28 protein-coding genes and 1 other annotated feature are annotated in these 26,328 nt (G+C 42.9%); of the genes, 1 reads left to right on the forward strand and 27 read right to left on the reverse strand.

Going from position 1 to position 26,328, the window contains the following annotated elements; genetic code table 11:
• Positions 1–14 precede the first annotated feature (14 nt).
• The 25 genes from JQX68_RS12895 to rpsU all read right to left on the reverse strand — a co-directional run bounded on the left by JQX68_RS12895 (position 15) and on the right by rpsU (position 23,059).
• Positions 15–1,136 carry a Nif3-like dinuclear metal center hexameric protein gene (locus tag JQX68_RS12895; RefSeq protein WP_136654223.1) on the reverse strand — a complete coding sequence of 374 codons (1,122 nt, stop codon included), beginning with the start codon at positions 1,134–1,136 and terminating at the stop codon, positions 15–17.
• Positions 1,129–1,779 carry a tRNA (adenine(22)-N(1))-methyltransferase TrmK gene (gene trmK / locus JQX68_RS12900; protein WP_240345575.1) on the reverse strand — a complete coding sequence of 217 codons (651 nt, stop codon included), beginning with the start codon at positions 1,777–1,779 and terminating at the stop codon, positions 1,129–1,131. Before trmK ends, JQX68_RS12895 begins: the two co-directional genes overlap by 8 nt.
• Before the next feature lie 256 nt (positions 1,780–2,035).
• Entirely contained in the window at positions 2,036–2,398 is a 363-nt protein-coding gene (gene cccA / locus JQX68_RS12905) for a cytochrome c550 (protein WP_003230068.1), read from the reverse strand.
• Positions 2,399–2,727: 329 nt separating this feature from the next.
• The gene (gene rpoD, locus JQX68_RS12910) at positions 2,728–3,843 is read right to left on the reverse strand and encodes an RNA polymerase sigma factor RpoD (protein ID WP_003226225.1); all 1,116 of its coding nucleotides are present in this window, start codon (positions 3,841–3,843) and stop codon (positions 2,728–2,730) included.
• A gap of 199 nt (positions 3,844–4,042) precedes the next feature.
• On the reverse strand, positions 4,043–5,854 hold the full coding sequence (dnaG, locus tag JQX68_RS12915; protein WP_071578554.1) for a DNA primase: 1,812 nt from the start codon (positions 5,852–5,854) through the stop codon (positions 4,043–4,045).
• Between the two features lie 33 nt (positions 5,855–5,887).
• Positions 5,888–6,382, reverse strand: a complete 495-nt coding sequence (locus tag JQX68_RS12920; RefSeq protein WP_071578553.1) for a YaiI/YqxD family protein — start codon at positions 6,380–6,382, stop codon at positions 5,888–5,890.
• A 253-nt stretch (positions 6,383–6,635) separates the two neighbouring features.
• Positions 6,636–7,448: a pyruvate, water dikinase regulatory protein gene (locus JQX68_RS12925; protein ID WP_014664641.1), complete on the reverse strand. Its 813-nt coding sequence runs from the start codon at positions 7,446–7,448 to the stop codon at positions 6,636–6,638.
• A 25-nt stretch (positions 7,449–7,473) separates the two neighbouring features.
• Complete coding sequence (gene ccpN / locus JQX68_RS12930) at positions 7,474–8,112, reverse strand: transcriptional regulator CcpN (protein WP_003237058.1); 639 nt, start codon at positions 8,110–8,112, stop codon at positions 7,474–7,476.
• 132 nt (positions 8,113–8,244) lie between these two features.
• On the reverse strand, positions 8,245–10,284 hold the full coding sequence (gene glyS / locus JQX68_RS12935) for a glycine--tRNA ligase subunit beta (protein ID WP_147772252.1): 2,040 nt from the start codon (positions 10,282–10,284) through the stop codon (positions 8,245–8,247).
• Positions 10,277–11,164 (reverse strand): glycine--tRNA ligase subunit alpha, encoded by an 888-nt coding sequence (glyQ, locus tag JQX68_RS12940; protein ID WP_040083765.1) that lies wholly within the window; start codon positions 11,162–11,164, stop codon positions 10,277–10,279. Before glyQ ends, glyS begins: the two co-directional genes overlap by 8 nt.
• Positions 11,165–11,246: 82 nt before the next feature.
• Positions 11,247–11,421: a binding site (T-box leader), on the reverse strand.
• A 39-nt stretch (positions 11,422–11,460) separates the two neighbouring features.
• Complete coding sequence (recO, locus tag JQX68_RS12945) at positions 11,461–12,228, reverse strand: DNA repair protein RecO (RefSeq protein ID WP_014664644.1); 768 nt, start codon at positions 12,226–12,228, stop codon at positions 11,461–11,463.
• 36 nt (positions 12,229–12,264) lie between these two features.
• A complete protein-coding gene (locus JQX68_RS12950) occupies positions 12,265–12,408 on the reverse strand; it encodes a YqzL family protein (protein ID WP_003230053.1) in 144 nt (47 codons plus the stop codon).
• Between the two features lie 147 nt (positions 12,409–12,555).
• Positions 12,556–13,461 carry a GTPase Era gene (gene era / locus JQX68_RS12955; protein WP_014664645.1) on the reverse strand — a complete coding sequence of 302 codons (906 nt, stop codon included), beginning with the start codon at positions 13,459–13,461 and terminating at the stop codon, positions 12,556–12,558.
• A complete protein-coding gene (locus JQX68_RS12960) occupies positions 13,442–13,852 on the reverse strand; it encodes a cytidine deaminase (RefSeq protein WP_014664646.1) in 411 nt (136 codons plus the stop codon). The genes era and JQX68_RS12960 overlap by 20 nt, the downstream gene beginning before the upstream one ends.
• Before the next feature lie 118 nt (positions 13,853–13,970).
• On the reverse strand, positions 13,971–14,342 hold the full coding sequence (locus JQX68_RS12965) for a diacylglycerol kinase family protein (RefSeq protein WP_069149890.1): 372 nt from the start codon (positions 14,340–14,342) through the stop codon (positions 13,971–13,973).
• Positions 14,323–14,796, reverse strand: a complete 474-nt coding sequence (gene ybeY / locus JQX68_RS12970; protein WP_014664648.1) for an rRNA maturation RNase YbeY — start codon at positions 14,794–14,796, stop codon at positions 14,323–14,325. Before ybeY ends, JQX68_RS12965 begins: the two co-directional genes overlap by 20 nt.
• The gene (pgpH, locus tag JQX68_RS12975; RefSeq protein WP_014664649.1) at positions 14,797–16,932 is read right to left on the reverse strand and encodes a cyclic-di-AMP phosphodiesterase PgpH; all 2,136 of its coding nucleotides are present in this window, start codon (positions 16,930–16,932) and stop codon (positions 14,797–14,799) included.
• A gap of 78 nt (positions 16,933–17,010) precedes the next feature.
• Complete coding sequence (locus tag JQX68_RS12980; protein WP_014477373.1) at positions 17,011–17,970, reverse strand: PhoH family protein; 960 nt, start codon at positions 17,968–17,970, stop codon at positions 17,011–17,013.
• Positions 17,967–19,163, reverse strand: coding sequence for a sporulation protein YqfD (gene yqfD / locus JQX68_RS12985; protein ID WP_003230033.1), 1,197 nt, complete (start codon positions 19,161–19,163; stop codon positions 17,967–17,969). Before yqfD ends, JQX68_RS12980 begins: the two co-directional genes overlap by 4 nt.
• An 18-nt stretch (positions 19,164–19,181) precedes the next feature.
• Complete coding sequence (yqfC, locus tag JQX68_RS12990; RefSeq protein ID WP_003237082.1) at positions 19,182–19,463, reverse strand: sporulation protein YqfC; 282 nt, start codon at positions 19,461–19,463, stop codon at positions 19,182–19,184.
• A 56-nt stretch (positions 19,464–19,519) separates the two neighbouring features.
• Positions 19,520–19,939, reverse strand: a complete 420-nt coding sequence (locus JQX68_RS12995) for a YqfB family membrane protein (protein WP_040082590.1) — start codon at positions 19,937–19,939, stop codon at positions 19,520–19,522.
• Between the two features lie 24 nt (positions 19,940–19,963).
• Positions 19,964–20,959 (reverse strand): flotillin-like protein FloA, encoded by a 996-nt coding sequence (gene floA, locus JQX68_RS13000; protein ID WP_014664652.1) that lies wholly within the window; start codon positions 20,957–20,959, stop codon positions 19,964–19,966.
• Positions 20,960–20,980: 21 nt separating this feature from the next.
• Complete coding sequence (locus JQX68_RS13005) at positions 20,981–22,294, reverse strand: NfeD family protein (protein ID WP_147772253.1); 1,314 nt, start codon at positions 22,292–22,294, stop codon at positions 20,981–20,983.
• Positions 22,295–22,424: 130 nt separating this feature from the next.
• Positions 22,425–22,871: a GatB/YqeY domain-containing protein gene (locus JQX68_RS13010; protein WP_003230022.1), complete on the reverse strand. Its 447-nt coding sequence runs from the start codon at positions 22,869–22,871 to the stop codon at positions 22,425–22,427.
• 14 nt (positions 22,872–22,885) lie between these two features.
• Positions 22,886–23,059, reverse strand: a complete 174-nt coding sequence (gene rpsU / locus JQX68_RS13015) for a 30S ribosomal protein S21 (RefSeq protein ID WP_003152957.1) — start codon at positions 23,057–23,059, stop codon at positions 22,886–22,888.
• A gap of 172 nt (positions 23,060–23,231) precedes the next feature.
• On the opposite strand from rpsU, the gene JQX68_RS13020 reads away from it, so the two are divergent.
• Positions 23,232–24,155, forward strand: a complete 924-nt coding sequence (locus tag JQX68_RS13020; protein WP_147772254.1) for a Na/Pi symporter — start codon at positions 23,232–23,234, stop codon at positions 24,153–24,155.
• Between the two features lie 36 nt (positions 24,156–24,191).
• On the opposite strand, the gene mtaB is transcribed toward JQX68_RS13020, so the two are convergent.
• Positions 24,192–25,547: a tRNA (N(6)-L-threonylcarbamoyladenosine(37)-C(2))-methylthiotransferase MtaB gene (mtaB, locus tag JQX68_RS13025; RefSeq protein ID WP_205440314.1), complete on the reverse strand. Its 1,356-nt coding sequence runs from the start codon at positions 25,545–25,547 to the stop codon at positions 24,192–24,194.
• Positions 25,547–26,317, reverse strand: a complete 771-nt coding sequence (locus JQX68_RS13030) for a 16S rRNA (uracil(1498)-N(3))-methyltransferase (RefSeq protein WP_134975325.1) — start codon at positions 26,315–26,317, stop codon at positions 25,547–25,549. Before JQX68_RS13030 ends, mtaB begins: the two co-directional genes overlap by 1 nt.
• Positions 26,318–26,328 lie beyond the last annotated feature (11 nt).

Here is a 26,328-nt window from a genome sequence, read left to right on the forward strand (position 1 = left end):
AAGCCTCAGTTTTTTTATAGAAATGTAAATGGATTTGTATCTGTTTCAGAAACAAAGATATTCACGTCATATTTTTTATCATTACACATTGATGTCAGTTTTCTCGTGACGCCTTCTTTCATGATTTTTTCCGCGTAATGGCCCGGATCAACCACATTCAGGCCAAGCATCATCGCATCATGGGCCACATGGAAATATAAATCTCCTGTAACGTAAACATCGGCGCCCTTTCGTTTTGCATGGTGAATATACTTGTTCCCATCTCCGCCAAGAACAGCTACCTTTTTCACCATACTGTCAGCATCCCCCACCATTCTGACACCATTGACATCAAGCTTGTCTTTCACATATAAAGCAAATTCCTTGAGCGTCATCTCATTTTTAAGGGTTCCGACACGGCCGAGCCCTTTTTCGGCGGGAGACTGTTCAACAGGATAGATGTCGTAAGCGACTTCTTCGTATGGATGGCTTTTTATCATTGCATTGATAACAGCTTTTTCGATGCTTTTAGGAAATACAGTCTCAAGCCTTACTTCATGAACAAGCTCAAGCTCTCCTACTTCACCGATAAAAGGCTTAGCTCCGTCCAATGGCTTGAAGCTGCCGATCCCTTCAGACGAAAACGCGCAATGGCTGTATTCGCCGATATGGCCGGCGCCAGCATTTCCAAGCGCGGCTCTGACCTGCTCTTCATATTCCTTCGGCACGTAGACGGCCAGCTTTTTCAGAGGATCCGTATAAGTAGGCGTCAGCACTTCCGTCTCACGCAGCTCTAGTGCTTCAGCAAGCAAATCATTCACGCCGCCGTCCGCAACGTCTAAATTTGTATGAGCTGCATAAACAGCAATATCATGCTTCAAACACTTTTCAATTAACCTTCCGGCAGGCTGATCTGTTGAAATATGCTTGAGCGGCCGAAAAATAGGAGGATGGTGTGCAATAATCAAGTCAACCTCTTTTTCAATCGCTTCATCGACAACGCTCTCCAACACATCAAGTGTGACCATCACATTTTTAATCGGTTTATTTAAGGTGCCGATTTGCAGGCCGATTTTATCTCCTTCGACCGCATAGGCTTTCGGGGAAAATTGTTCAAACAGCTGGATGATCTGCTGCCCATTAACGCTTTTAGCCATGATCGATTACCTCCTTTAACAGCTCCATTCGATCGGAGAGCTCCTTTAATTTTTGTTTATTTTGCTCTGTGCCTGCGGCTTGTCTAATCTGCTCATAAATGTTTTGAGTGTGCTGAAGCTCTTGTGTCCACTTTTTCAAAAAGACAGCATTTTTTTCTTTTGCCAAAAAAGGACCGACGAGCATCCCGGCTGATAAAGAAATCCCGGCATAAGCCGCATCTCTGTCTCCCGCTTCGGCAACCAGCACCTCATAGCATTTTCCGTCCTCTTCAAGGATCACTTCATCTATCAGCGCATACCCTTCTTTATAAAGCCACTCCCTGATATGAACAGCATGAATATTCGGCTGTAAAATAAGGCGTTCCTTCCCCGTTAATTTGTCTTTACCTGCTTCTAAAATGTGAGCGATCAAAGCCCCGCCCATTCCGGCAATCGTAATGGCATCAGCTTCACCTTTTTTAATCACTTCCAGTCCGTCTCCCTGCCTTACAGAAATGTGCGAGTTTAAGCCTGATTTTTCAACCTGCCGCTTTGCAGACAAAAATGGGCCTTCTGTTATTTCTCCGGCAATCGCTCCGCTGGCTTTATGATTCAGCACCGCATAACAAGGAAGGTATGCGTGGTCAGACCCGATATCGGCCATCACCGCTCCATTCGGTATGTACTCCGCTACTGTTTGCAATCGTTTAGATAATTTTAATTCGTTCACTTGTCATCACAACTTTTCTCAATCATTTTTTCCTTTACTATCATATAAAAAATCAGCCCGGAATCCAAGCTGAAGCAAATGATTTTGAGATTATTTCTTTTGATTCGGGTCTGCACGCGGCCGTCAAAAATAAAAGGCTGTCGAGAACATCTCGGCGGCCTGTGAATGTATAAAGAGAAAAATGGTTCTTTTATTTAATTTTTGACACCCACTCTGCCATATCATCCAGCTTATCTGCCGGAACAAGACCGGAAGGCATTCCATTACCGCCTTTTTCGATCTTTGTTTTAATTTCAGCGACATCTTTCTTATCCCCTACACCTTTTAAGCTCGGACCCGAAACACCTTCATAATTTTCACCGTGGCATGCGATGCAGTTTGCCTTGTAAATTTCTTCTGGTGAAGCGTTTGCATCTTTCTTTTCAGCAGATTTGCTTTCTCCTCCGCTTGCAATCTCCCGAGAGTCATCAAGTCCTTTTACTGATAAAAAGAAAGTTAGACCAATTCCTAAAACAGCGATCAGTAAAAATGGAATAAGCGGGTTCCATTTCATTTCCCTTCCCCCTTTTTGATCCTTCCCCCTATGTAAACACTTCTAATTCTAACTTATTTTAACAAAAAGTAAATGGATTGCTATACAAAAGTTTTTTATTCACACTTTATACAAAATTGAATAGAGACATGCCTATTTCTCTAATATCCTTTTTATTCTATTGTATAATGTATTGTATACGCTTACAATAGAAAATATGGAATTAGATTTTGAAATTTTTCATCACAATGTTCATTTGCAAATGACATCATTTTTCAGTAAAATAAAGGCATATTATCCATATATCTTTTTTAAAAAAAGAAGAACGGATCTGCAAGACCCGTTCCATCTTATTCGAGGAAATCTTTCAAACGTTTACTTCTGCTAGGATGTCTTAGTTTCCGCAACGCTTTGGCTTCGATTTGTCGAATACGCTCTCTCGTCACTCCAAATACTTTGCCGACCTCTTCTAATGTTCTTGTACGGCCATCATCAAGACCGAATCGAAGACGCAATACATTTTCTTCACGATCAGTTAACGTATCAAGTACATCTTCCAGCTGCTCTTTTAACAGCTCGTATGCGGCGTGATCTGAAGGTGAAGTTGCTTCTTGGTCTTCAATAAAATCACCAAGGTGTGAGTCATCCTCTTCACCGATCGGTGTTTCCAGTGATACCGGCTCTTGTGCAATCTTTAAGATTTCGCGTACTTTTTCAGGCGTTAAATCCATATCTTCCGCAATTTCTTCAGGTGTTGGTTCTCTGCCTAAGTCTTGAAGCAATTGACGCTGCACACGGATTAATTTATTAATGGTTTCCACCATATGAACGGGAATCCGGATCGTTCTCGCCTGATCGGCAATAGCGCGTGTAATCGCCTGTCTGATCCACCACGTAGCATACGTACTGAATTTATAACCTTTGCGATAATCAAATTTTTCAACGGCTTTCATCAGACCCATGTTTCCTTCTTGGATCAGGTCAAGGAACAGCATACCGCGTCCGACATACCGTTTTGCGATACTGACAACAAGCCGCAGGTTCGCTTCAGCCAATCTGCGTTTAGATTCTTCGTCACCTTCTTCAATCTTTTGAGCGTAGGCGATTTCTTCTTTTGCAGATAGAAGGTTAACCCGACCGATTTCCTTTAAATACATACGAACTGGGTCATTGATTTTAACGCCAGGCGGTACACTAAGGTCATTAAGGTCAAATTCTTCTTCGGCTTTGGCAAGCTGCTGAATATTAGGATCTTCTGTTTCTTCATTCTCACTAATTAATTCAACACCTTGTTCACCTAAAAATTCATAATACTCATCCATTTGGTCTGATTCAATTTCAAAGCTGGACATACGCTCAGCGATTTCTTCATATGTCAAAACGCCACGTTTTTTACCAGACTCTGTTAATTGCTCTTTTACTTGGTCGAATGTTAATTCTGTCTCGTGGGTTTGTTTATCAGCCATTATGGATCCCTCCTTCCAAAGCTTGCAACGAATTCTATAAGCGGTATGATTCTTATTCGGTCCATTCAGGCGTTTTCTATATGAACTGCCTTTAACAAATGTGCGAATAATGAAATGACAATTCATGATGAGGTTAAGCGATCTATTTGCTCCTCCGCAAGGAATCATTGCCAATAAATGCTTCTCATCAGTTTTCCAGTTATTTTAAAGATCGGTTCAATGTAACGATTTCTTGAGCCAGAGAAGCAGCTCTTAAAAAATCTTTTTGCCTTTCGGCTTCGGCTCTTTCCGCCTCTTTTTCTTTTATCATTGACCAATTTCTTTGATTCAACACTTTTTTTACATAATCTGATAACTCAGCTTCGCTAAGCTCTTGATTAACCTGAAGCATTAATATATCAGACAAGAGCTGGCTTATATGATCATCTGTCACCCTGGCCATCAGATGCTGGGGCGTCAGCTCGGCTCCCTCTTCATAAAAAGCATAAAGATAAGCGGCTAATGCTCGGTGCTCATCAATATTAAATTGAAACCCTACCCGGTCAATCACTTTTTTTATGACGCTCCGATCTCGAAGCATGTGAGCGAGTAACAGCCTTTCTGCATTTTCATACGCCGGGCGCAAACGTTTTTGCCTTGCTTTTGTCGTCAAATGCGCTCGCCGTGTTTTTGTTTCACCGCCATTGTCAGCAGGTTTGTTTTGCTTGCTGAAAACAGACAGCTGCTCAGTTAAAGACTCCTGTGAAAGCGAAAACTCTGAAGCAAGCTGTTTTACATAGACTTCCTGCTCTAGAGACCCTGAAAGCGTGCTGATTTCTTTCAGTACGTCTTTAATGTAAGCCAGGCGATCGCCTTCATCGGACAGGTTCTTTCCTTTTCGGAAATATTGCATTTTAAATGCCATTACGGTGACACTGGCGTCAATAATGTCGTTTTTAAATTTTTCCCCGCCGAATTTTTTGATGTAATCATCAGGGTCCAATCCGTCAGGAATCATTGCAACTCTGACTTTGCACCCTTTTTTTTGCAGAAGCTCCGAAGCTTTTAAGGTGGCTTCATAACCGGCTTTATCAGAGTCATAGCAAAGAATGATTTCTTCGACGTTTCTTCTCAGGATCTTGACATGATCATCTGTAAGAGACGTTCCCATCGTGGCTATGCTTTCTTTTACACCCGAGCTTACAGCCGATATGACATCGGCAAACCCTTCAAATAAGACTGCTCTTTCCTGCTTTCTGATATGAAGACGGGCCTTATAGAAATTGTAAAGCAGTTTACTTTTATGAAAAAGCGGAGTCTCAGGACTGTTCATATACTTAGGCTGCTGGCTGCCAAGAGCCCTGCCTGAGAAAGCAACAACAGCCCCGTGATGATCATGGATCGGAAACATGACACGGTTTCTGAAGCGGTCGAAATATCCGCTTCCGTCTTCGCGTCTGATCAGAAGACCCGCTTTTTCCATTTGCGCCTCACTAAATCCCCTCTTCACAAGGAATTTCGTGATAAAGTCCCAAGAATCAAGAGCATAGCCAATCTGAAATTCATCAATCAGCTCTTTCGTAAAGCCCCTGGAAAGCAGATAATCCAGTGCCTCTTGACCTTCTTTTGTATTTATTAACAAATGATGGTAAAATTTCTTCAGGAGCTCATGTGCCTCAGCCATTTTTTGATCCCCAGAAGACTCTGGCCGAGCTTCGGAATGGACTGTTATATCATCTGGAAAATCAATTTGGTATTTGTCAGCAAGGTGAGAAACCGACTCGGCAAATGAATAGCCTTCCATCTGCCTTAAAAAAGAGAAAACATTGCCGCCCGCTCCGCAGCCAAAGCAATGAAAAATCTGTTTGTCGGGCGATACGGAAAACGAAGGTGTGCTTTCTCCATGAAAAGGACAGAGTCCAAAGTAGTTTCGGCCTTGCTTTTTTAATTGAACATAATCACCTATGACTTCAACGATATCTGCCGACTTTTGCACCTGATCCACAATTTCATCTGGTATCCGATTTCCCATCTTATAACACTCCGTCGTACATTATTCGATGCTTTAGTGCAAAATCCCTTCATCGTTCGACAGGATTTTTTGCAGCAGTGTAATAAATCGTTCTCGATCTTCTTTATTCAATTTTTTAGGCCCTTTGGCGTATACGCCTTTTCTCCTTTGTTTGCCGGAAAAATGACGGCTCTCAAGAGCAAAATCAATCGTGTCTTCTTTGTAAAGACGACCTCTTTCCGACATAACGGAGACATTTCTGTTCAACAGCAGAGATGCTAATCCGATGTCCTGCGTCACAACAATATCTCCCGGTTTTACGTGATTTGCGATATATAAATCAGCAGCTTCTTTATGAGGATCAACATACTTCCATTTTTCTTCATTGCTTCTGGAAAGCTGATAATGTTCAAATGAAGCGACAAAAAGAACTTGAACTTCATACTCGGATGCTGTTTGTAAAATTTCATCTTTTACCGGACAAGCATCAGCATCGACAAAAATCGTCTTTTCTTGTTCATTAAGAAGAGTAATTCTCCATCCCTCCATTAAACTCCTGCATAAAAGCAAGCAAAATCGCACATCCTTTATTATTGCGGATGTATATGAATTTGTCGAAAAATTTCCGGGAGAAATTCTTGACATCTTACCCATAATAGTTTATTCGTATCACACGATCCTTAAACCTAAAATTAATCATTTTATCACAATTTTTTATTATAATACAAACTTCGCAAAGAAGCTATTGTTTTTCATTATTCCCTTTTGGCATAGCCAAAAACCCAGGATAGAGCGTCCTGAGTTATAAGTTTTTTGTTTTGAGATGATGGATAATATTCGCTGTTTCTTCAACCGCTTTATTTGAAACATCAACAACCTGGCAGCCGATCCGATCCACAATCTTTTCGAAATACTCCAGTTCCTCTTTGATTCGGTTGATATTTGCATAAATCGCTTTATCATTAAGCCCGAGTGATTTTAAGCGTTCTTTTCTGATATGATTCAGTTTATCAGGGCTAATCTTTAAGCCGATGCATTTTTTCGGATCAACGTTAAAAAGTTCTTCCGGTGGATCAACCTCAGGTACAATCGGAACATTGGCAACCTTCAGGCGCTTGTGAGCGAGATATTGAGACAGCGGTGTTTTAGACGTTCTTGAGACGCCGATCAAAACGATATCAGCTTTTAAAATCCCTCTTGGATCACGTCCATCATCGTATTTAACTGCAAACTCGATGGCCTCCACTTTTTTGAAATAATCTTCATCAAGCTGGCGGACCCGCCCCGGTTCGTATTTCGCTGTTAAACCGTAGGCCGTTTCCATTTTATCAATTAACGGGCCGATAATATCATAATATAAAACATTTGCTTTTTCCGCTTCGGCTATCAAATATTCTCTGATTTCCGGCACCACGAGTGTAAAACAGATAATGCCGCCGTCTGCCTTTGCAAGTGAAATCACTTCATTGATAGTGCCTATATCTTCAACATAAGGAATTCTTCTTACATGTGTATCATCCGCCGATCCGTTAAATTGGCTGAGTGCTGCTTTTACTACCAATTCGGCCGTTTCACCGACGGAATCCGATACAACATAGATGATGCGGTTATTCATATTATCCCCCCGTTAGTTTGTAATCTTATAGGATTTCATTTTCAGATAAACTGACAAGTATTTTTGTCATATTTGTTTTTGTCACTCTGCCGATCACTTCAAAGCCTTTATCGGTATCTTTGATGACAGGCAGCGCATCAATTTGTTTTTCTATTAAGTGCTTTGCAATGTCCATTACATAATCCTCACGTCTGCACACCGTAATGTTCGGCATCCTTGTCATGATGATGTGAACAGGGACCGATGTAAGCTCCTGCTGGCCAATGCTCGCTCTGAGCAAGTCCTTTCGTGAAAGCACCCCGACTAAAACAGCATCGCGGTCCACCACAAACAGAGTACCTACATCTTCTAAAAACATGGTGCAAATCGCATCGTACACAGAAACGTTTTCGTGAATCACTACGGGGATAGATTGAAAGTCTTTCACCTGAAGCTTTTTGAGTTTATCCGCTAAAAGCTGTGTGCCGGTTTTTCCCGTATAGAAATAACCGACTCTCGGGCGCGCCTCGAGGAATCCTGACATGGTGAGTATGGCTAAATCCGGACGCAATGTCGCCCTGGTTAGGTTCAGCTTTTCTGCAATATGCTCCCCTGTAATCGGCCCGTTTTCTTTTACAATCTGCAAAATATGTTCTTGCCGTTTATTTAGTTCGATCGTACTCACCACCTTTTCACTTCATAGCTATGTAAAGAAATAATAATCCATATTATAGCGTAAATATCTTGTAATCAAACAAAAAACTTATAAATGGGGAAAAGACGATTACCGATCACACAGCAACCGCCTTTTCTCTCTTTATTTTACAATAAGGGCATTCATATTCGCAAAGGACTTGATCTCATCCGCCAAGCTTACCATTTGCGCTAAACGATTTGCCTTTAATGCCTCATTATCCGCTATAACCATTGTATGGTCGAAGTAAGCATCAATCGGTTCTTTTAAGGCTGCAAGTGAAGCAAGCGCCGCCTCATAATCTTTTTTACTGAAGTTTTCCTGCAGATTTTGCTTCGCTGTTTGGTAGGCATCAAACAGCTTTGTTTCGTATTCATTTTCAAACAGATCAGGCTGAATGTCTCCGCGGACTCCTTTTTTGCTGATAGAGATCACTCGGCCTAACGCTTCAGCTGTTTCCTTAAAGCCAGGTGCACCAAGCTTTTGTTCCAGCACTTGCGCTTTATGCAGCGCTGAGTATGGCTCAAGCTCAGAGCTTTCCAGCACGGCGTCGATGACATCATGTCTGATTTGTTCAGCATTCAAGACATATTTCAGGCGCTGAGTAAAGAAATCCAGCAGTTCATTTTCTTTATCAGTTTGAACGAAAGTAAGCAGCTCTTCAAATGAAATTCCCCAGTTGCGGTCAAGAAGAATCGCAACAATACCGCTTGCCTGGCGGCGCAGTCCGTAAGGGTCCTGAGAACCGGTCGGAATAACGCCGATTGAGAAGAATGAAGCGATTGTGTCAAGCTTATCCGCCATTGCTACAACAGCTCCTGTAAAAGTAGAAGGCGTTTCTCCGCCAGCTGATCTAGGCATATAATGTTCATTGACTGCCGCAGCCACAGCTTCATCTTCACCAAGCATTCTCGCATACTTTTCGCCCATAATTCCTTGAAGTTCAGGGAATTCATATATCATATGCGTGACAAGGTCGAATTTAGAAATTTCAGCAGCTCGCTTCACATGTTTTAACGTATCTCCATCACCCTGGAGACGAACGGCAAGCTTCTCTGCGATTGATGTGACTCTTCTAACCTTATCAGCTAGAGAACCAAGCTCTTCATGGAACACAATGTTTTCAAGCTTCTTCACGTTTGCATCAATGTTCAGTTTCTGATCTTCCTTGTAGAAGAATGAAGCATCAGACAAACGCGCGCGCAGCACTTTTTCATTGCCTCGGGCCACATTTTCGATCGCGTGGCTGTTGCCGTTTCGGACTGTGATAAAGTGAGGCAGCAAGTCACCGTTTTTGTCTTTGACAGGGAAGTAGCGCTGATGCTCTTTCATTGTCGTGACAAGCACTTCCTCAGGAATTGACAGAAACTCAGATTCAAATGAACCGTAAAGAGCTGTCGGGTATTCTACTAAATGATTCACTTCATCAAGAAGGTCTTCGTCAACCGGAATGCTCCAATTGTTTTCAGCAGCCATTGCCTCCAGCTGAGATTGAATCATTTGCTTTCGGACGTTAGGATCAGCAATAACATGCTGTTCTTTCAGCTGCTCTTCATAAGCTGAAGGTGATTCAATTGATACTTCATGTCCGAGAAAACGGTGTCCCTGTGTTGTTCGTCCAGATTCAACGTTTGTGATCGAAAATGGAATGACATCCTGTCCAAATAAAGCGACAATCCATTTGATTGGTCGGATATAACGCAAATCTTCATTTCCCCAGCGCATGTTTTTCGGGAAATGCAAGCTTGTAATTAAACCGCTCAGTTCTGGCAGAAGCGATTTCGTTTCTTGGCCGGCTTGGAATTTTTGCACGAATACATACTCTGTGCCTTTTACTTCTTTGATGTACAGGTCTTCCACATTCGCGCCTTGGCCTTTTGAAAATCCGATTGCCGCTTTTGTCCAGTTTCCGTCTGCATCTAGGGCAATTTTTTTCGCAGGTCCTTTTGCTTCCTCTTTTATATCATCCTGCTTTTCTGCAACATCCTTAACGAACACAGCAAGACGTCTCGGTGTATTGAAGAGCTTCACATCACCGTGAGTAATATTTTTTTCTTTAAGCCAGCCTGTCAGCTTCTCGCCAAGCTGAACCATGCTTTCATTCAAAAAGCGCGCCGGCATTTCCTCTAATCCGATCTCTAAAAGTAAATCCTGTTTACTCATGAGAAGAACCCTCCCCTTTAAGCATTGGGAACCCTAGTTTTTCTCGTTCCTCATAATAGGTTTTTGCTACTTTTCTAGCTAAATTCCGCACTCTTGCGATATAGCCCGTCCGCTCGGTAACAGAGATCGCACCTTTGGCGTCAAGCAGATTGAAGGTGTGCGAGCACTTCAGCACATAGTCATATGCTGGATGAACAAGTCCGTTATCCATTTGCTTGATCGCTTCTTTTTCATATGTGCTGAACAGTTGGAACAGCATATCGACGTCTGACGTTTCAAATGTATAAACGGAATGCTCATATTCAGCCATCATGAATAAATCTTTTACTGTAAACCCTGTCGTCCATTCCAAGTCGAAAACATTTTCTTTATCCTGGATATAAGACGCGAGACGCTCGATTCCATACGTAATTTCTACTGAAACCGGTTTACATTCAAGTCCTCCGACCTGCTGGAAATACGTAAATTGTGTAATTTCCATTCCGTCAAGCCATACTTCCCAGCCAAGACCCGCACAGCCTAAAGACGGATTCTCCCAGTTGTCTTCAACAAAACGAATATCGTGCTCAAGCGGATCAATTCCGAGAGCCCGCAAGGAATCTAAATACAGCTCTTGAATGTTATCAGGAGACGGTTTGATAATGACCTGGAACTGATGATGCTGATACAATCTGTTTGGGTTCTCCCCGTATCGGCCGTCTGCAGGGCGTCTTGAAGGCTCTACATAAGCCACTTTCCACGGCTCAGGGCCGATGCTGCGCAAAAATGTATACGGGCTCATCGTGCCGGCTCCTTTTTCTACATCGTAAGCCTGCATAAGCACACAGCCCTGACTGGACCAATGCTTTTGCAAGGTAAGAATCATGTCTTGAATATTCATTTCAAGCACCTCCACTTTTCTTTCATAAAATGACTGCGGCAGCAACCAAAAAACTCCCGTCTCTATGCTTGCCTGCCGCAAACATAGGGACGAGAGTTCTCCCGCGGTTCCACCCTAGTTGCTGAGAATAAAATCCCAGCCTCTTTTTTAAAATTGCTCAAGAATGCCTTTCGTTGCGTGCTCATCCTTAGCTTACACCGCCCTAAGGTCGCTTTCATGAGGTAAACGCAAGTACTTCTTTCTCTCACTGCAACATATTTTATAATAAATGATCATATAAAAAGATGGACCAGATGTCAACTTTTGTTTTCACCCATAAGATGTTTCATGCTTTCCATTTGATCTAAAAAGCGCTTTGATTTTAAATATAACCCTGAATATTCTTCGTAATACAAATCAATCACTTGCTTTAATTCAGCTTTTGTTTCCTCTTTTAAGGACACATTGCCCAGCCTCGACAGATCGAAGTAATAAAAGAGTCTCAACAGCCTTGCTGTTTGCGGTTTAATCGGAATCCTGTAAGGATCTTTTTCAAAACAGCGATGGCATATAAAACCATTATCACGGACAGAAAAATGAAAAGTTCCGTCTTGGCTTTTACAATGTACACAATGATTCAGCTCAGGATACAGCCCCATGACACCGAGCATCTTCATTTGAACAATGAAGGTGATAACATCCGGATCTGTTCCTTCATTCAGCTGTTTTAGTGATTCTAATATAAATTCAAATAAATAAGGATTTGGCTTTCTTTCCTCTGTGCCTCTGTCGACTAATTCAGCAATATATGCGGCATAGGCTGTTAAAAACAAGTCTTCCCTGATGCCTCTCATGCTGAGGATCATTTCCCCCTGCTGAAGCGTTCCGAGGCCTGATGTTTTTTGCATTAAAAATGAACCATACAAAAAGGGCTGGCTGACTGCTGATAAACGGCTGTTCGGTTTTTTGGCGCCTCGTGCCATAACACCTATTTTTCCGTGTTCTCTTGTCAGTAATGTTACGATTTTATTCGTCTCTCCGTAATCATTTGTGCGAAGAACGATCCCTTCACATTTTGTCAGCATTTCCGCACCTTCCTAAAGCAGGAGCGGCCAAGAGGTTTATAAAATTGGATAATCAAATCGGGCTAGCTCATCTTCTAGTTCTTCGGGTCTTTCCATGTTCTCTTTTTCCAGTTCTTTAAAAAGAAGATACGTATCAACATTTCCTGTTTGAGAAAATACGTTCCAGGTAAAATTCAACACAAGAAACCCACCTTTCTGTAGTTAAACTAGCTTACCTAAATTCCAAATTCTTACCTTTATCTTGACCAGATGTCCTCCATTTCATGTTAAACAAAATTTGCTAATGTATCCCTGTTCCTGTGAGATAATGTCCCACACGGCAAGAGATTAATATTCGTCCTCTTTAAAGCCAAAATCGCGAAGCTGGGACATTTTATTGCGCCAATCTTTCTGCACTTTCACCCACAATTCAAGGTAGACACGGGAGCCTAACAGTGCTTCAATATCCGCCCTCGCTCTTTTTCCGACCTCTTTCAGAAGGCTTCCTTTTTTACCAATCACGATGCCTTTCTGGGAATCCCGCTCGACCACAATCGTTGCCGCTACATGCACAGAACCGTTGTCCTGCCCTTTGATGGATTCGATGGCCACCGCAATGCTGTGCGGGATTTCTTCTCTCGTCAAATGCAGCACCTTTTCCCTGATTAATTCAGAAATGATAAATCGCTCTGGGTGGTCGGTGACCTGATCACTCGGATAGAATTGCGGCCCTTCCGGCAAATACGCTTCAATCTGAGCGAGCAATGTTTCGATGTTATTTCCTTCTAGAGCAGAAATCGGAACAATTTCCTTAAAAGGATAACGTCCGCGGTATTCGTCAATTAACAAAAGCAATTGGTCGGGATGAATTTTATCAATTTTGTTTACGATTAAAAATACAGGCGTAGACATCTGCTGCAATTTCTCAATGATGAATTCGTCGCCTTTCCCGTAGCCTTCCTCGGCATTGATCATAAACAAGATCAAATCAACTTCTTTTAATGTATTTTGCGCCACTTTCATCATAAAGTCCCCGAGCTTATGCTTAGGTTTATGAATCCCTGGTGTGTCAATAAAAATGGTTTGTGATGTGCCTGTCGTTAATACCCCTTGCACCTTGTTTCTCGTCGTTTGGGGCTTATCGCTCATGATCGCGATTTTTTGCCCTATGACTCTGTTCAAAAATGTAGACTTTCCTACGTTTGGTCTTCCAATAATGGATACAAATCCTGATTTAAAGCTTTCGTTCGTCATGTAAATCCTCCGATGAAAATGCGCCTGGCAGTAATTCTTCCACAGTCATTTCTTTTATTTGTCCTTGTAAATTAGTCAGTACGACAACAACGTCCTTTGTGCAAAGCTCAGAAATCACCTGGCGGCAGGCTCCGCACGGAGATACCGGTCCAGGGGTGTCAGCCGCAACGGCCAGCATCTGAAACTCTGTATCCCCTTCAGAAACAGCTTTAAATAAAGCGGTACGCTCAGCGCAATTGCACATGCTGTATGCAGCGTTCTCAATGTTGCAGCCTCTGTACACTTTTCCATCCTTGGTAAGAAGAGCGGCTCCTACTTGGAACTTGGAATACGGCGCATATGCCATATCACGCGCTTTTAAAGCTTCTGTTATTAATTCTTGTCTGTTCATGTGTACATTCCTCTCTTACCTATAATGGTACCGCTATCACTTTATATTTTACATAATCGCGCGCTTTTTTTCACGCCCATTTCTAAAAATGTAAAATAAATGTAAGAATTTTCAGCCATTACAGCTTTGGCAAAAAAATAAGTAAACCAATGATACACGAAATGACGGCAAAAACGCAAACAGCCCCGGCGGCAGCGTCCTTGGCCGCTTTAGCAAGAGGGTGATGTTTGTCAGTTATTAAATCAACCGTATGTTCAACGGCTGTATTTAAAAGCTCAAGCGAAAACATTCCGCCAATCAAAAGGAATATAATCACCCACTCTATCGTGCTGAGTCCTACAAGGAAGCCGCAAATGAGAACAACGCAGGCGGCTGCGGCATGAAATTGGAAATTCCGCTCCGTCCGCGCTGTTTTCCAGATTCCCCGGCCTGCATGCACGAAGCTTTTGTAGAATCGCTTCAGCTCATTTCTATGATCTCTTGAGTCCATAAGCGTCCAGCAAATCCTTTTGCTTAGTAAACATCTCCTCTTCTTCCTCTTTCGTCATATGGTCATATCCTAAAAGGTGCAGAAATCCGTGTACGGCAAGAAATCCGAGCTCTCTTTTAAAAGAATGATTATACTCCTCTGCCTGCTCTCTTGTGCGATCGGCACTGATGATAATATCACCTAAAACCGGAGGCATCTCGGCGCCCACGATTTCGACCTCGCCTTCTCCCTCTTCTTCAAGAGCAAATGAGATGACATCTGTCGGTGTATCCTTTCCCCGGTATTCTTTGTTAATCTGCTGTATGTCATCATTGGTAACGATCGTGACAGAAACCTCAGCCTGATCCTGAACGCCTTCACGCTCAGCAGCAAATTGAAGCAGATTTTCTACTTCTTTGAGCATCTCTTCTGAGACGCTTCCTGTTTCATCAACGATATCAATCAGTAAACTCATCTATTTCACCTTCTTAGTAGCCTCCGGATATTCAATCCGGGAGTGGAAAATTCCTTTTAATGTTGCACAGAGCGTTTTTGCGATTGTATCCAGCTCTTTAAATGTCAAATCGCATTCACTGAACTGTCCGTCCTGAAGCTTATCGGATATAATACCCCGGACAAGCTTTTCAATTCGTTCAGGATTTGGATTATGCATGGATCTGACGGCCGCTTCAACACTGTCGGCCACTGATATAATTGCGGCTTCCTTTGACTGCGGCTTCGGCCCCGGATAACGGAACTCTTCCTCTGTAATCTGGTCGCCTTTTTCCTTCGCTTTATAGTAAAAAAACTTTAAAAGCGAGGTTCCATGATGCTGCTCAGCAATATCGACAAGCTCTTTCGGAAATTTATAGCTTCTCAGCATATTCGCACCGTCTGTCGTATGCGAGATGATAATATTTTTACTCAGCTGAGGAGACAGTTTATCATGCGGATTGTCAATATTCATTTGGTTTTCAATAAAATATTGCGGGCGCTTTGTTTTTCCGAGATCGTGATAATATGCGCCGACTCTTGCAAGCAAACCATTAGCCCCAACCGCTTCACAGGCTGCCTCTGATAAATTGGCGACCATTACACTGTGATGATATGTACCTGGTGTTTCTGTCAGTATTTTGCGCAATAGCGGATGGTTAGGATTAGACAGCTCGAGCAGCCTCATGGTGGATAAAATGCCAAAGCCTGTCTCGAAAAACGGCATCAGGCCGATGATCAATACCGATGATGCAAACCCCGACACAACACCCATGAGCATTAACGTGCCGATTTCAAGACCCGAAAGTGCGGTGTTCTGGATCAATAATAAGGAAAGAACAACAACCATATTAATAAACGCCACGAAAAGTCCGGTCTGCAAAATTTTTGACCTTGCATTATGTTTTCCTAAAAATAAAACGCCTGAAATACCGCTAATCAAATAATAAATTCCTATGACATAATTGAACGTTCCTGTCACACCCTGATTAAACATCATACTCCCGCAAATCGCAAGAATGATACTTCCCAAAATGGCAATGCGTTCATTCATCAGAAGTTTGATTAAGATGGCCCCGGCCGCAATGGGAACCAGATAGCCGATATTATTATATTCCATCTTCTGAAACAAACTGACAACCTCCATGATCACAAGCAAAAGTGTTGTGATAATAGAGAATAGCAGAATGGATTGGTTTTTAAACTTTAGGTTTTGTTTCTGTTTTTCAAAATAATATACAAGTGTTGCAATGAACAGTCCGATCATAATCAATAGCCCGCTGATCGGCTTAAAGAGATTTGAGTTATTTAATAACCCGGTCAGCTCAAGTTTTCTGTACACTTCCCGATCAATGAGGTCATTTTCTTCCACGAGCACTTGCCCCTGTTTGATTTGAACTTGCTGGACATTGTCTGACGCTTCCTGCCGCTTTGCCTCTGTTGCTTTCGGATCGAAGACGTAATTCGGAATAATAGCAAAACGCCCGATTTCTGTCGCAGCTCCCAAGTATTTAGATGGAATAGAATTGCTCTTTAGCTCTTTTTCTACTTTATCCTTTGCATCAGATAGCTTATCCGAAGGGATTTCACTGCTCATGACCGTATTTACCGCGGTAATGACCGTATCTCTGACAAAAGAAAAGTCTTCACTGTCTGCTTTCAGCAATGTCTTGATGGAGTCCTCGGATATGGAATCATTCACATCTGACGTCAATTTATCCTTTACGGATTTGACCATTGATTTTTCCGATGGGGATTTGCTGCCTTCTTCCGATGATTTTTTCACTTCACTGATACTGTCGAATATTGATGACACAAGGTCTATCCGATTATCTGTGTATTCTTTTTTTAATGTATATTGATCCTCAACCGCGTCCTCAGCGGCTTGCTTTTTTTCCTCCGTGGCTTTTTGATCTTCCACGGTTGCCGGAGCATAAATGGTCTTGTCGCTGACTGAAAACAGGTCCAAATCAAGTGTTTCCGGCTTAACATGTACAAAGAGCAAAGCAAACATAATGGCAGCCAGCAGAAGATACAGCAGTACATGCATGGAGCGGGCATTTTTAAAATTGCTCCATTTTTTTGAGCTGCTTTTGGTCTTAGCCTTCTTTTTCAACACAAGAACCTCCTCTTGAAACATCAAGCCCACAAGCAATCATAAAAATGACCCGATAACGCGCGATCGGGTCATTCAGCATTAATTTTGCTTATCGTATGCTTCAATAATTTTCGCAACAAGCGGATGTCTGACCACGTCTGTCTGGTCTAGCTCAATCATAGAAATGCCGTCTATTCCTTTCAGCATCTCCTTCGCTACTGCAAGTCCCGATTTGACGCCTTTCGGCAGGTCAATTTGGCTAACGTCACCTGTAATGATCATTTTAGAGCCAAAACCCAGTCTCGTCAAAAACATTTTCATTTGAGCAGGCGTGGTATTCTGTGCTTCATCAAGTATAACATAAGCATCATCGAGCGTCCGTCCCCTCATATATGCAAGCGGAGCAATTTCAATGATGCCTCTTTCCATCAGACGTTCTGTATGATCTGCCCCAAGCACATCATGGAGAGCGTCATACAGCGGGCGCAAATAAGGATCTACTTTTTCTTTTAGGTCACCTGGGAGAAAACCGAGGCTTTCACCGGCTTCCACGGCAGGCCTTGTTAAAATGATTTTTTTAATATGTCCGTTTTTTAAAGCATGGACTGCTTTTACGACAGCCAGGTACGTTTTCCCGGTTCCCGCCGGACCAATGCCGAATACAAGGTCATTCCGCTTCATAGCGGCCACGTATTCCCGCTGTCCCATTGTTTTTACACGGATTGATTTGCCTTTTGCGTTTTTTGTAATTTCTTCTTCATACATGCTTTCAAAGTATTCAAGTTCATTCTTCTTTGCCATTTTGATGGCATAAATCACATCACGTTCAGAGATCTCTATCCCCTTGCGAATTAAAGCGAGGAGTGATCCCAGCAGCCTGTCTGCAATCTGAAACGATTCATCATCGCCTGAAACATAAATCGTTTCGCCGCGCGTAATGATATTTACATTCAGATCTTTCTCCATCAATTTCAAAAAAGAATCTTGGTTCCCGAAGAGTGAAAGCGCCTCGTCCGGGTTTTTCAGTTTTTGATTCATCGCAAGTAAATGTTCTGTCATTCTTCAGTCTCCCTGACAATAGGTGTGGTTTGAACGATATCTTCTATAACTTGGTAGAGAATAATCAACTTTACTTTACCATTCTCAACAGTCTGGTGCAAAACTTTTTCACTTTTCACCTCGCCGTTTTCGCCTATTTTATCCTCTACATCCTGTTTACCCAATTTAATGCCTTCTTGAACTGCTTCTTCTTTCGTATATTTTCGCAAAGCCTCTTCACTTTCTCTTGTTTGCTCTTTGACATAGGATACAGGGAGCTTAAATCCGAGAAAATGAAGCGAGTGCTTTTCTTGTTCTGTTTTTGGATGCTTCAATTCCTCTTTTTTAAACGTCATCCCCCAGATCGGGATTGCCAACGAGCCAAAAGAAAGCTTGTGCTTTGTCCTTACTTTGCCCGTATAGACGTTAAATAATGTTTCAAGCGGGACTGTCACTTCTGATCTATACCAGGTTTCTCCGTAAATTTCTGCTTTTGAGGCGACTTCCTGCTGATGGTCTTCACTGCCAATCAGCCCAGAAACAAGCAGCTGTCCCTTTTCAACATGGTCGTGTATGGCGGCCATGGGCTGCCCTTTTTGCACAAACATTCTCGTAATCGTTGCTTTCTTTTTGGCGACAATATTGCGCGGGCTAACATACTTTTCTTTTTCGGGCTCATTTTTCTCCACAACTTTCATGTGAATGGTCGTCCCCTTCAGATCAACGCCGACCCAGGTGATATTGTCTATTCCATTGGTTAATGATTTCTGTATTTTTTCGGGCGACATCATTAAAAACTGCAGCCGGCCCTTTTTGACGCCGATTTCATTAAGATGCTGCCTCATTTGATGCTCTGTTTCAGGCTTAGCGCCTGTCACATCAATTTTCCACACCATATTGGAAAGCAGAAACAAAAGGATGAAAAAAATCGCAAAACCGATCGTAAACCCTATATTCAGCTTTGATTTCAGCAACAGGAAGGGAAAACCCTTCCGATTGATAAATCGGGCTTTACATTTAAATTTACTTCTCACCCGCCGAAAGGCATGTACATCCTGAAGCTGTATATATAACGATACGGCTTCTTTCTTTTTTTTGACATGAAAGACTGGAATCCCCTGTCTTGTGCATTCATTAAGGAGCCGCTCAATCCCTCTTCCCGTCAATTCAAGCTGGACCTTACCCGAAAAAAAAGACAGCCATTTATTTTTCACAACATTTCCCCCTCGGCTTTATGACTCAACATATCGAACGACATCAATCGTACCCTCCAAAAGTATTTCTTCCGGAAGAATCGCCTTGATGACAAAATTTTTACCAGATATGATGCACTGGCCCTGCTTCAGCATCAGCCTCACTTCATTCTCGCTGAAAAGCAAAAGGCCTCTGTGGTTTTCTATGTAGATATGAAGTCTGCCAACCATTGTAATCCTCGGCAGATCCATCATAACGTCCGGGGGAATTTCCAATGCTCTTGTCAGCCAAGCTTTCACACGATTCTTTCTTTGCCCCATACAAAAAGAACCCCCTTTCATCTCATATGTATGATTTGAAAGGAGGTTCTAACACTTTAATTTTTACGGGCCGGGCGCATCGTATGATGAGGTTTTTTCGCCCTTGGAGGCCCGAATACCTCTCCTAGAACGATCCCCTGTACCACGGTGTCTTTATTCACCTGGAGCATTTTTTGTTTTGTGTATACCGCTTTTTGTTTGGCAGCAGTAAGATCTCGTTCCAGCCCTTTCAGATTTCTTTCTGTTTCCCTGCGTCTTTCTTCCGCTTCCCGTCTTGCCTGTTCCATGCGGTTAGGGATAGGTGCAGGAGCTTCTTCTTTTGACTGCTTCTTTTGAGGGGAAGCAGTTTGCACCTGTTGAGGTATTTTTCTTTTTTGGCTGTTTTGCTTTTCTTCTTTGCTCTTTTTGCCGAAAATCGCAGAAATAATTCCGATGATCGCTGCAATAATAAGCGGATTTGTCAGTAGATCTTCCATCAGCGTTCTCCCTTCTTAGAGAGATTATGATTTGCGGTCTTCATCCGACGGGTCTTTCGTCAGCTTGCCGAATGAATCACGCATATCTGTGTCAGCATCAATGTTCTTGATATTCATGTAATCCATGACGCCAATATTCCCTTCACGCAAGGCTTCCGCCATCGCAAGCGGCACTTCCGCCTCGGCTTCTACCACTTTCGCGCGCATTTCTTCTACGCGGGCGCGCATTTCCTGTTCTTGAGCGACAGCCATTGCACGTCGTTCTTCCGCTTTTGCCTGCGCGATGTTTTTATCAGCCTCGGCCTGATCAGTTTGTAAAATCGCACCGATGTTTTTGCCGATGTCAACATCAGCAATATCAATCGAGAGAATTTCAAATGCCGTCCCTGAGTCCAATCCTTTTCCTAGTACCGTCTGAGAAATCATGTCGGGGTTTTCAAGCACTTTTTTGTGATTTTCGGATGAACCGATTGTAGAGACGATCCCTTCACCGACACGGGCAACAATGGTTTCTTCCCCCGCTCCCCCGACGAGACGTTCGATATTCGCTCTTACTGTGATTCTCGCTTTCGCTTTCACTTCAATACCGTCCATGGCCACACCGGCAATGAACGGCGTTTCAATGACCTTAGGATTAACGCTCATTTGAACAGCTTCCAACACGTCCCGGCCTGCAAGATCAATGGCAGCACAACGCTCGAATGTGAGTTCAATGTTAGCTCGCTGGGCGGCGATAAGCGCGTTGACAACTCTGTCAACATTACCTCCGGCCAGATAGTGGCTTTCTAACTGGTTTGTTCCAACATTCAGTCCTGCTTTATGCGCTTTAATCAGCGGGTTAACAACCCGATTCGGTATGACGCGGCGAAGCCTCATCCCAACCAGGGTGAAAATGCTGATTTTCACTCCGGCTGCTAAAGCTGAAATCCAAAGCATTACAGGCACAAATGTAAAAAATACAGCCAAAACAATGATCGCGACTGCGACAATTGCCAGAATCATAAATGTTGACGGATCCATATAACTTCTCCTCGTTTCTATTTAAATTTCTCTCACGACAATACGTGAGCCTTCTACTTTAATCACTTTTACTTTCTTATCTTTTTCTGTAAACGATCCCTCCGAAACAACGTCAAGGCGTTCATCGTCAATAATGACGGTACCGGAAGGACGCAGCGGTGTAGAGGTTATACCCACCTTTCCCATTAGGTCCGTCCGCGTTTGATTTGATACGTAGCCGCTCTCCGTATTTGTAGAATCATTTAATATCAATTTTCTAAAGAATTTCATACGCTTTCCCAACACCCTTGTCAGTAAAATAAAAGCTGTAATTGAAACAGCTGTGGCGATCAAGAGAGAAACCGCCATGACAGTGAAGCTCCCCGCGGCTAAAAACAGGCTCACAATAATCGACCCCAAGCCAAGTAAACCAATGATTCCTCCAGGAAGGAAAATCTCAAGCAGGATGAGGATCACCCCTGCGATAAAGAGGAGAACCGTCTCATACCCGGCAAGGCCTGCTGCGAGATGACCGTAGAAAAACAGCAATAACGCAATGAATCCAGCCGTTCCAGGGAGGCCGACACCCGGGGAAAAAAGCTCTACTGTCAGACCTAAAAAAGCGATAGTCAGCAGAATGGGGACAATGACCGGACTCGTCAGCCATCTTGCTGTTTTTTCCGCAAAGCTTTCCTTTGCATAGCTGATCTGCGCTTTTTCGAACCCAAGCTTCTTTACGAGCGCGGATACATTGTCAGCCGTGCCTTCTGAATAGCCTACCTCCCTCGCCTTGTCTGCGTTAAGTGTCAGCAGATCTCCCTTAGGCGCGCCGACTTCCTTGGCATCTATATCCGGGTCAGCCATTGCGAGCGCATATTTTGGATCGCGATTATTTTTCACTGTGGCATCTTCCATCTCTGCCAGCCAAAGTGATTCAGCTTTTTGGTCAGCGGCATTGCCTTGGCCATCAATAATCGCGGCGGCTCCCATTTTTCCGCCAGGCGCCATATAAATGTGATCGGCTTGCAGCGCAATGTATGCACCAGCAGACAACGCGCGTTTGTTTACATATGCAGTTACGGGGATCTCGCTTTCGGTGATCACATCCGCCATATCAATAGCAGATTTGACTAATCCCCCCGGTGTATTGATATCAAGAATAATATGGGCTGCATGTGCATCCTTTGCATCTTGTAACGAACGGGACAAAAACGAGGCGAGACCCTGTTCGACATTTTTCTCAACCGGGATCACATATACAGTTTGTTTTTCTGCTTTTGCGTTCAGCTGTACGCCAAATAAAGAAAGTAAAAATATACTCAAAAGAACAGCACGGAATCCTTTGATTTGAAGCAAGGGCTGTGTATCCCTCCTTCCTTTTATAATAAGTGCCTTCTCTTCATACGTAACAAATGTATCAAAGGTTTCATTTTTTTATGTATAAAAAAAGACATCTCTCTTAGAAAGATGTCCTTTTCTTTGCCATTTAAGACAGTTGACTGCTCACAAGCTTATTAATTAAACTTCCGTCAGCTTTACCTTTTACTTTAGGCATAATTGCCCCCATCACTTTGCCCATGTCCGCTTTTGAGCTCGCACCGACCTCTGCGATGGTTTCATTTACGATTGTACGCAGCTCTTCTTCTGACAGCTGCTCAGGTAAATAAACTTCTAAAATGTCCAGCTCTTTTTGAACTTTATCTACTAAATCTAAACGATTAGCGTTTGAAAATTCCTGGAGGGAGTCTTTACGTTGCTTAAGTTCACGAGAAAGGACAGTGAGTTCCTCATCCTCGGTCAAACTGTCTTTCTTAAGCTTAATTGCTTCATTTTGAAGTGAAGCCTTAACCATTCGAACGACAGTCAGTTTGTCTTTCTCACGGTTTTTCATATACAGCTTCATATCCTGGTTGAGACGCTCAAGAAGACTCATAAATCCACCCTCTTTTAGAATTTGCGTTTTCTAGCAGCTTCAGACTTTTTCTTGCGCTTTACGCTAGGCTTTTCATAAAATTCACGCTTTCTTGCTTCTTGCAAAGTACCTGTCTTTGATACACTGCGTTTGAAGCGACGAAGAGCATCTTCAAGCGATTCGTTTTTTCTAACGACCGTTTTTGACATTCTCTTTCCCTCCCTCCGAATACACCAATCGACTACCTTTAAGTTACACATATAAACATGTACTTTGACATTATAATATAAGCCATCAGTCAGGTCAACTAAGTGAGTTCACTTTTCCGTCATGAGTGAGACTGCCTGTCTATATAATGATGGAAAGGGGTTGGTGAATAGGATGTTGATTCTGATCAGTTTTACAGCTCTTATATTATTCTTTCTCGCAGGCATGAATATGCTTCGAAAAGGCTTAATATCGATGGCGTACTCAAAAATTGAAGACCGTTTGCTATTATTTACGGATCACCCGCTAAAAGCGTTTCTTATCAGCATTGTATTTACGGGGATACTTCAGAGCAGTTCAGCCTTTATGGTCATTGTCATCGGCTTTGTCAGTGCAGGCGTTCTTTCTTTTAAGCGGACGATACCGATGATTCTGGGGACAAATGTTGGCTCTACTTTTACAACTGAATTTATTGCCATCAAAATGGATATTTTGATTTGGGTTCTTTTAATAGGCGGTTTATTGTTTTTTCTGACTGGCAGGTACCCTTTAAAACCGCTGGGAACAAGCTTCCTCGGATTGGGCATCATCTTCTTTTGCATCAGTGGATTCAGCCATCTTGCCGGGCCGCTGACAAAGCTGAAAACGGGAGCCGACGTTTTATACCACGTTAACGATTCAAACTGGTCAGCTTTGCTCATCGGAATGGTGTTAACTGCCATCATTCATTCCAGCTCTGTCTGTATCGGCATTTTAATGAGTTTTATGAATGAAGGGATTATCGGATTGACACAGGCGATGAGCGTTGTGCTCGGATCAAATATCGGGACATGCATTACAGCTGTCATGGCGGCTGTATCCGGCGGATATGCGGCGAAACAGACAGCGTATGCCCATGTGGTGTTTAATGTGCTAGGCGTGGCTCTAGTATTGCCTTTTCTGACCGCAGCGACTGGCTTTGTAGAACAGTTATCACCCGATCCCGCCCAAAGGATTGCCCATTTCAGCCTTTTATTTAATGTAGTGACAGCTCTTTTATTTCTTCCGCTTACAAACTTGTTTTACCGATTGATTCACCTTCTTATCCCAGCTAAATAAAAAACCGGGACATTTTAAATGCACCGGTTTTTTAGGTTAAGAAGACATACGCATATGTTCAGTTATTTCATCCTCAACAACACGGACAAATTGCCCTTCGTTGTAAGGATAACCTGCTTTTAGGATTTTGACTTTTACAATTTTGCCGATCATATCTTCCGTGCCTTTGAAAACAACCTTCATATAATTGTCTGTGTAACCGACAAACACATTTTCTTCTTCTGTTTCCTTAAACGCTTCCTCAGGGATAATCTCAAGCACTTCATTTTCATACTGAGAAGCGTATTCCTTTGCAAGCTGGTCAGAAAGAGCAATCAGGCGGTGCACACGTTCGTTTTTCACGTTTTCATCCACTTGGTCTTCCATTCGCGCAGCTGGTGTTCCTGTACGTTTACTATAAGGGAAAACATGCAGTTCAGAGAATTTATGTTCTTTAATAAAGTTATAGGTTTCCATAAATTCTTCTTCTGTTTCACCAGGGAACCCAACAATAACATCAGAAGTAACGGCTAAGCCTGGCAGTGCTTTTTTCAATTTGTTTAAACGGTCTGCAAAGAATTCCATTGTATATTTGCGTCTCATCCGTTTAAGCACTGTGTTTGAGCCGGATTGGATAGGAATATGCAAATGATTCACTATCTTATCTGAGCGGTCTAAGACTTCAATCACTTCGTCAGTGATTTGGCTGGCTTCAATTGAAGAAATTCTGATCCGTTTCACGCCTTCTACACGAGAGTCTAATTCGCTCAAAAGCTTAGCGAAGTTGTAATCTTTCATATCTTCGCCGTAACCGCCCGTATGAATACCTGTAAGAACAATTTCTTTATAGCCCGCATTGACAAGCTGCTGCGCTTGTTTAATGACTTCTTCAGGGTCGCGGGAGCGTAGCAGGCCGCGCGCCCACGGAATGATACAGAATGTGCAGAAATTATTGCAGCCCTCTTGTATTTTCAATGACGCTCTTGTCCGGTCCGTGAAAGCAGGCACATCGAGCTCTTCATAGACTCTTGCTTTCATGATGTTGCTGACGCCGTTAATCGGCTGGCGTTCTTCACGGTATTGGTCAATGTAGCCAAGCATTTTTTCACGGTCCTGTGTTCCAACTACAATATCGACACCAGGGATCGCCATAATCTCAGCAGGTGAGGTTTGCGCGTAGCAGCCTGTGACACAGATGACACCGTCAGGATTTTGACGAATGGCGCGTCTGATCACTTGGCGGCTTTTTTTATCTCCAGTATTAGTTACTGTACATGTATTAATGACATATACATCAGCTGTTTGTTCAAAGTCTCTTCTTTCATAGCCCGCTTCTTTGAAAAGCTGCCAGATTGCTTCTGTTTCATAATGGTTGACTTTACAGCCAAGCGTATGGAAAGCAACAGTTGCCATTACTGATCACCTCTTAATAACTCTGTTTGATAAGAAATCGCACTCAACGCATATAGCGGAGCGGTTTCTGTCCTTAAAATTCTCGGTCCAAGGCCGCACGGCACACCGTCTTTCTCAGTGAGCCGTTCAACCTCCGCTTCTGTTAAACCGCCTTCGGGACCAAATACGATCAAAAGAGATGATCCTTTCGGAAGGCTGCTTACAACCGCGCTGAATGCGCTTATTTCCCCTTGCTTCGATGACTCCTCGTATGCAACGACACATTTATCGAAATCCTGCATCCTTTGAAGAAGCTGCTGAAAAGAATGGACATCCATCACTTGCGGCACTTCGTTACGGTACGATTGTTCAGCCGCTTCCTTCGCAATTTTCGTCCATCTTTCCCGCTTTTTCTTCGCCTTTTTGTCATCCAGCTTGACAACAGAACGCGCGGCTTGGAAGGGAATAAAGGCATGAGCTCCGAGCTCAGTCCCCTTTTGGATAATCCATTCAAGCTTATCACCTTTCGGGAGGCCGCTCGCAATATAGATCTTTATCGGAAGCTCTCTGTTTTCATTCGTCCATTCTATCACAAGGCAGGACACTTTATCTTTGGAAACAGATTGAAGTTCACATTTTGCCTCGAAGCCGTCTTGAGAGCAGCAGATGATCTGATCTCCCTCATTCATTCTCATCACGTTTACAATATGATGAACATCTTCGCCGGTAATCGAAAAAGCCGGCGCTTCCTTTATTTGCTGCTTCGTGAGCTCGATAAAATATCGTTGCATACGCTGTGACA

Source organism: Bacillus sp. LJBS06 (assembly GCF_016924995.1).
GTDB classification, from domain to species: Bacteria; Bacillota; Bacilli; order Bacillales; family Bacillaceae; genus Bacillus; species Bacillus stercoris.

Coding starts and splice junctions, on each gene's coding strand:
- JQX68_RS12895 (WP_136654223.1), bottom strand. CDS start 1,136: ATGGCTAAAAGCGTTAATGGGCAGCAGATCATCCAGCTGTTTGAACAA.
- trmK (WP_240345575.1), bottom strand. CDS start 1,779: ATGGCCGATATCGGGTCTGACCACGCATACCTTCCTTGTTATGCGGTG.
- cccA (WP_003230068.1), bottom strand. CDS start 2,398: ATGAAATGGAACCCGCTTATTCCATTTTTACTGATCGCTGTTTTAGGA.
- rpoD (WP_003226225.1), bottom strand. CDS start 3,843: ATGGCTGATAAACAAACCCACGAGACAGAATTAACATTCGACCAAGTA.
- dnaG (WP_071578554.1), bottom strand. CDS start 5,854: ATGGGAAATCGGATACCAGATGAAATTGTGGATCAGGTGCAAAAGTCG.
- JQX68_RS12920 (WP_071578553.1), bottom strand. CDS start 6,382: ATGGAGGGATGGAGAATTACTCTTCTTAATGAACAAGAAAAGACGATT.
- JQX68_RS12925 (WP_014664641.1), bottom strand. CDS start 7,448: ATGAATAACCGCATCATCTATGTTGTATCGGATTCCGTCGGTGAAACG.
- glyS (WP_147772252.1), bottom strand. CDS start 10,284: ATGAGTAAACAGGATTTACTTTTAGAGATCGGATTAGAGGAAATGCCG.
- glyQ (WP_040083765.1), bottom strand. CDS start 11,164: ATGAATATTCAAGACATGATTCTTACCTTGCAAAAGCATTGGTCCAGT.
- recO (WP_014664644.1), bottom strand. CDS start 12,228: ATGCTGACAAAATGTGAAGGGATCGTTCTTCGCACAAATGATTACGGA.
- era (WP_014664645.1), bottom strand. CDS start 13,461: ATGACGAACGAAAGCTTTAAATCAGGATTTGTATCCATTATTGGAAGA.
- JQX68_RS12960 (WP_014664646.1), bottom strand. CDS start 13,852: ATGAACAGACAAGAATTAATAACAGAAGCTTTAAAAGCGCGTGATATG.
- JQX68_RS12965 (WP_069149890.1), bottom strand. CDS start 14,342: ATGGACTCAAGAGATCATAGAAATGAGCTGAAGCGATTCTACAAAAGC.
- ybeY (WP_014664648.1), bottom strand. CDS start 14,796: ATGAGTTTACTGATTGATATCGTTGATGAAACAGGAAGCGTCTCAGAA.
- JQX68_RS12980 (WP_014477373.1), bottom strand. CDS start 17,970: ATGACAGAACATTTACTTGCGATGAATCAAAAACTGAAAAACCCGGAC.
- yqfC (WP_003237082.1), bottom strand. CDS start 19,463: ATGGGGCAAAGAAAGAATCGTGTGAAAGCTTGGCTGACAAGAGCATTG.
- JQX68_RS12995 (WP_040082590.1), bottom strand. CDS start 19,939: ATGGAAGATCTACTGACAAATCCGCTTATTATTGCAGCGATCATCGGA.
- floA (WP_014664652.1), bottom strand. CDS start 20,959: ATGGATCCGTCAACATTTATGATTCTGGCAATTGTCGCAGTCGCGATC.
- JQX68_RS13010 (WP_003230022.1), bottom strand. CDS start 22,871: ATGAGTCTTCTTGAGCGTCTCAACCAGGATATGAAGCTGTATATGAAA.
- rpsU (WP_003152957.1), bottom strand. CDS start 23,059: ATGTCAAAAACGGTCGTTAGAAAAAACGAATCGCTTGAAGATGCTCTT.
- JQX68_RS13020 (WP_147772254.1), top strand. CDS start 23,232: ATGTTGATTCTGATCAGTTTTACAGCTCTTATATTATTCTTTCTCGCA.
- mtaB (WP_205440314.1), bottom strand. CDS start 25,547: ATGGCAACTGTTGCTTTCCATACGCTTGGCTGTAAAGTCAACCATTAT.
- JQX68_RS13030 (WP_134975325.1), bottom strand. CDS start 26,317: ATGCAACGATATTTTATCGAGCTCACGAAGCAGCAAATAAAGGAAGCG.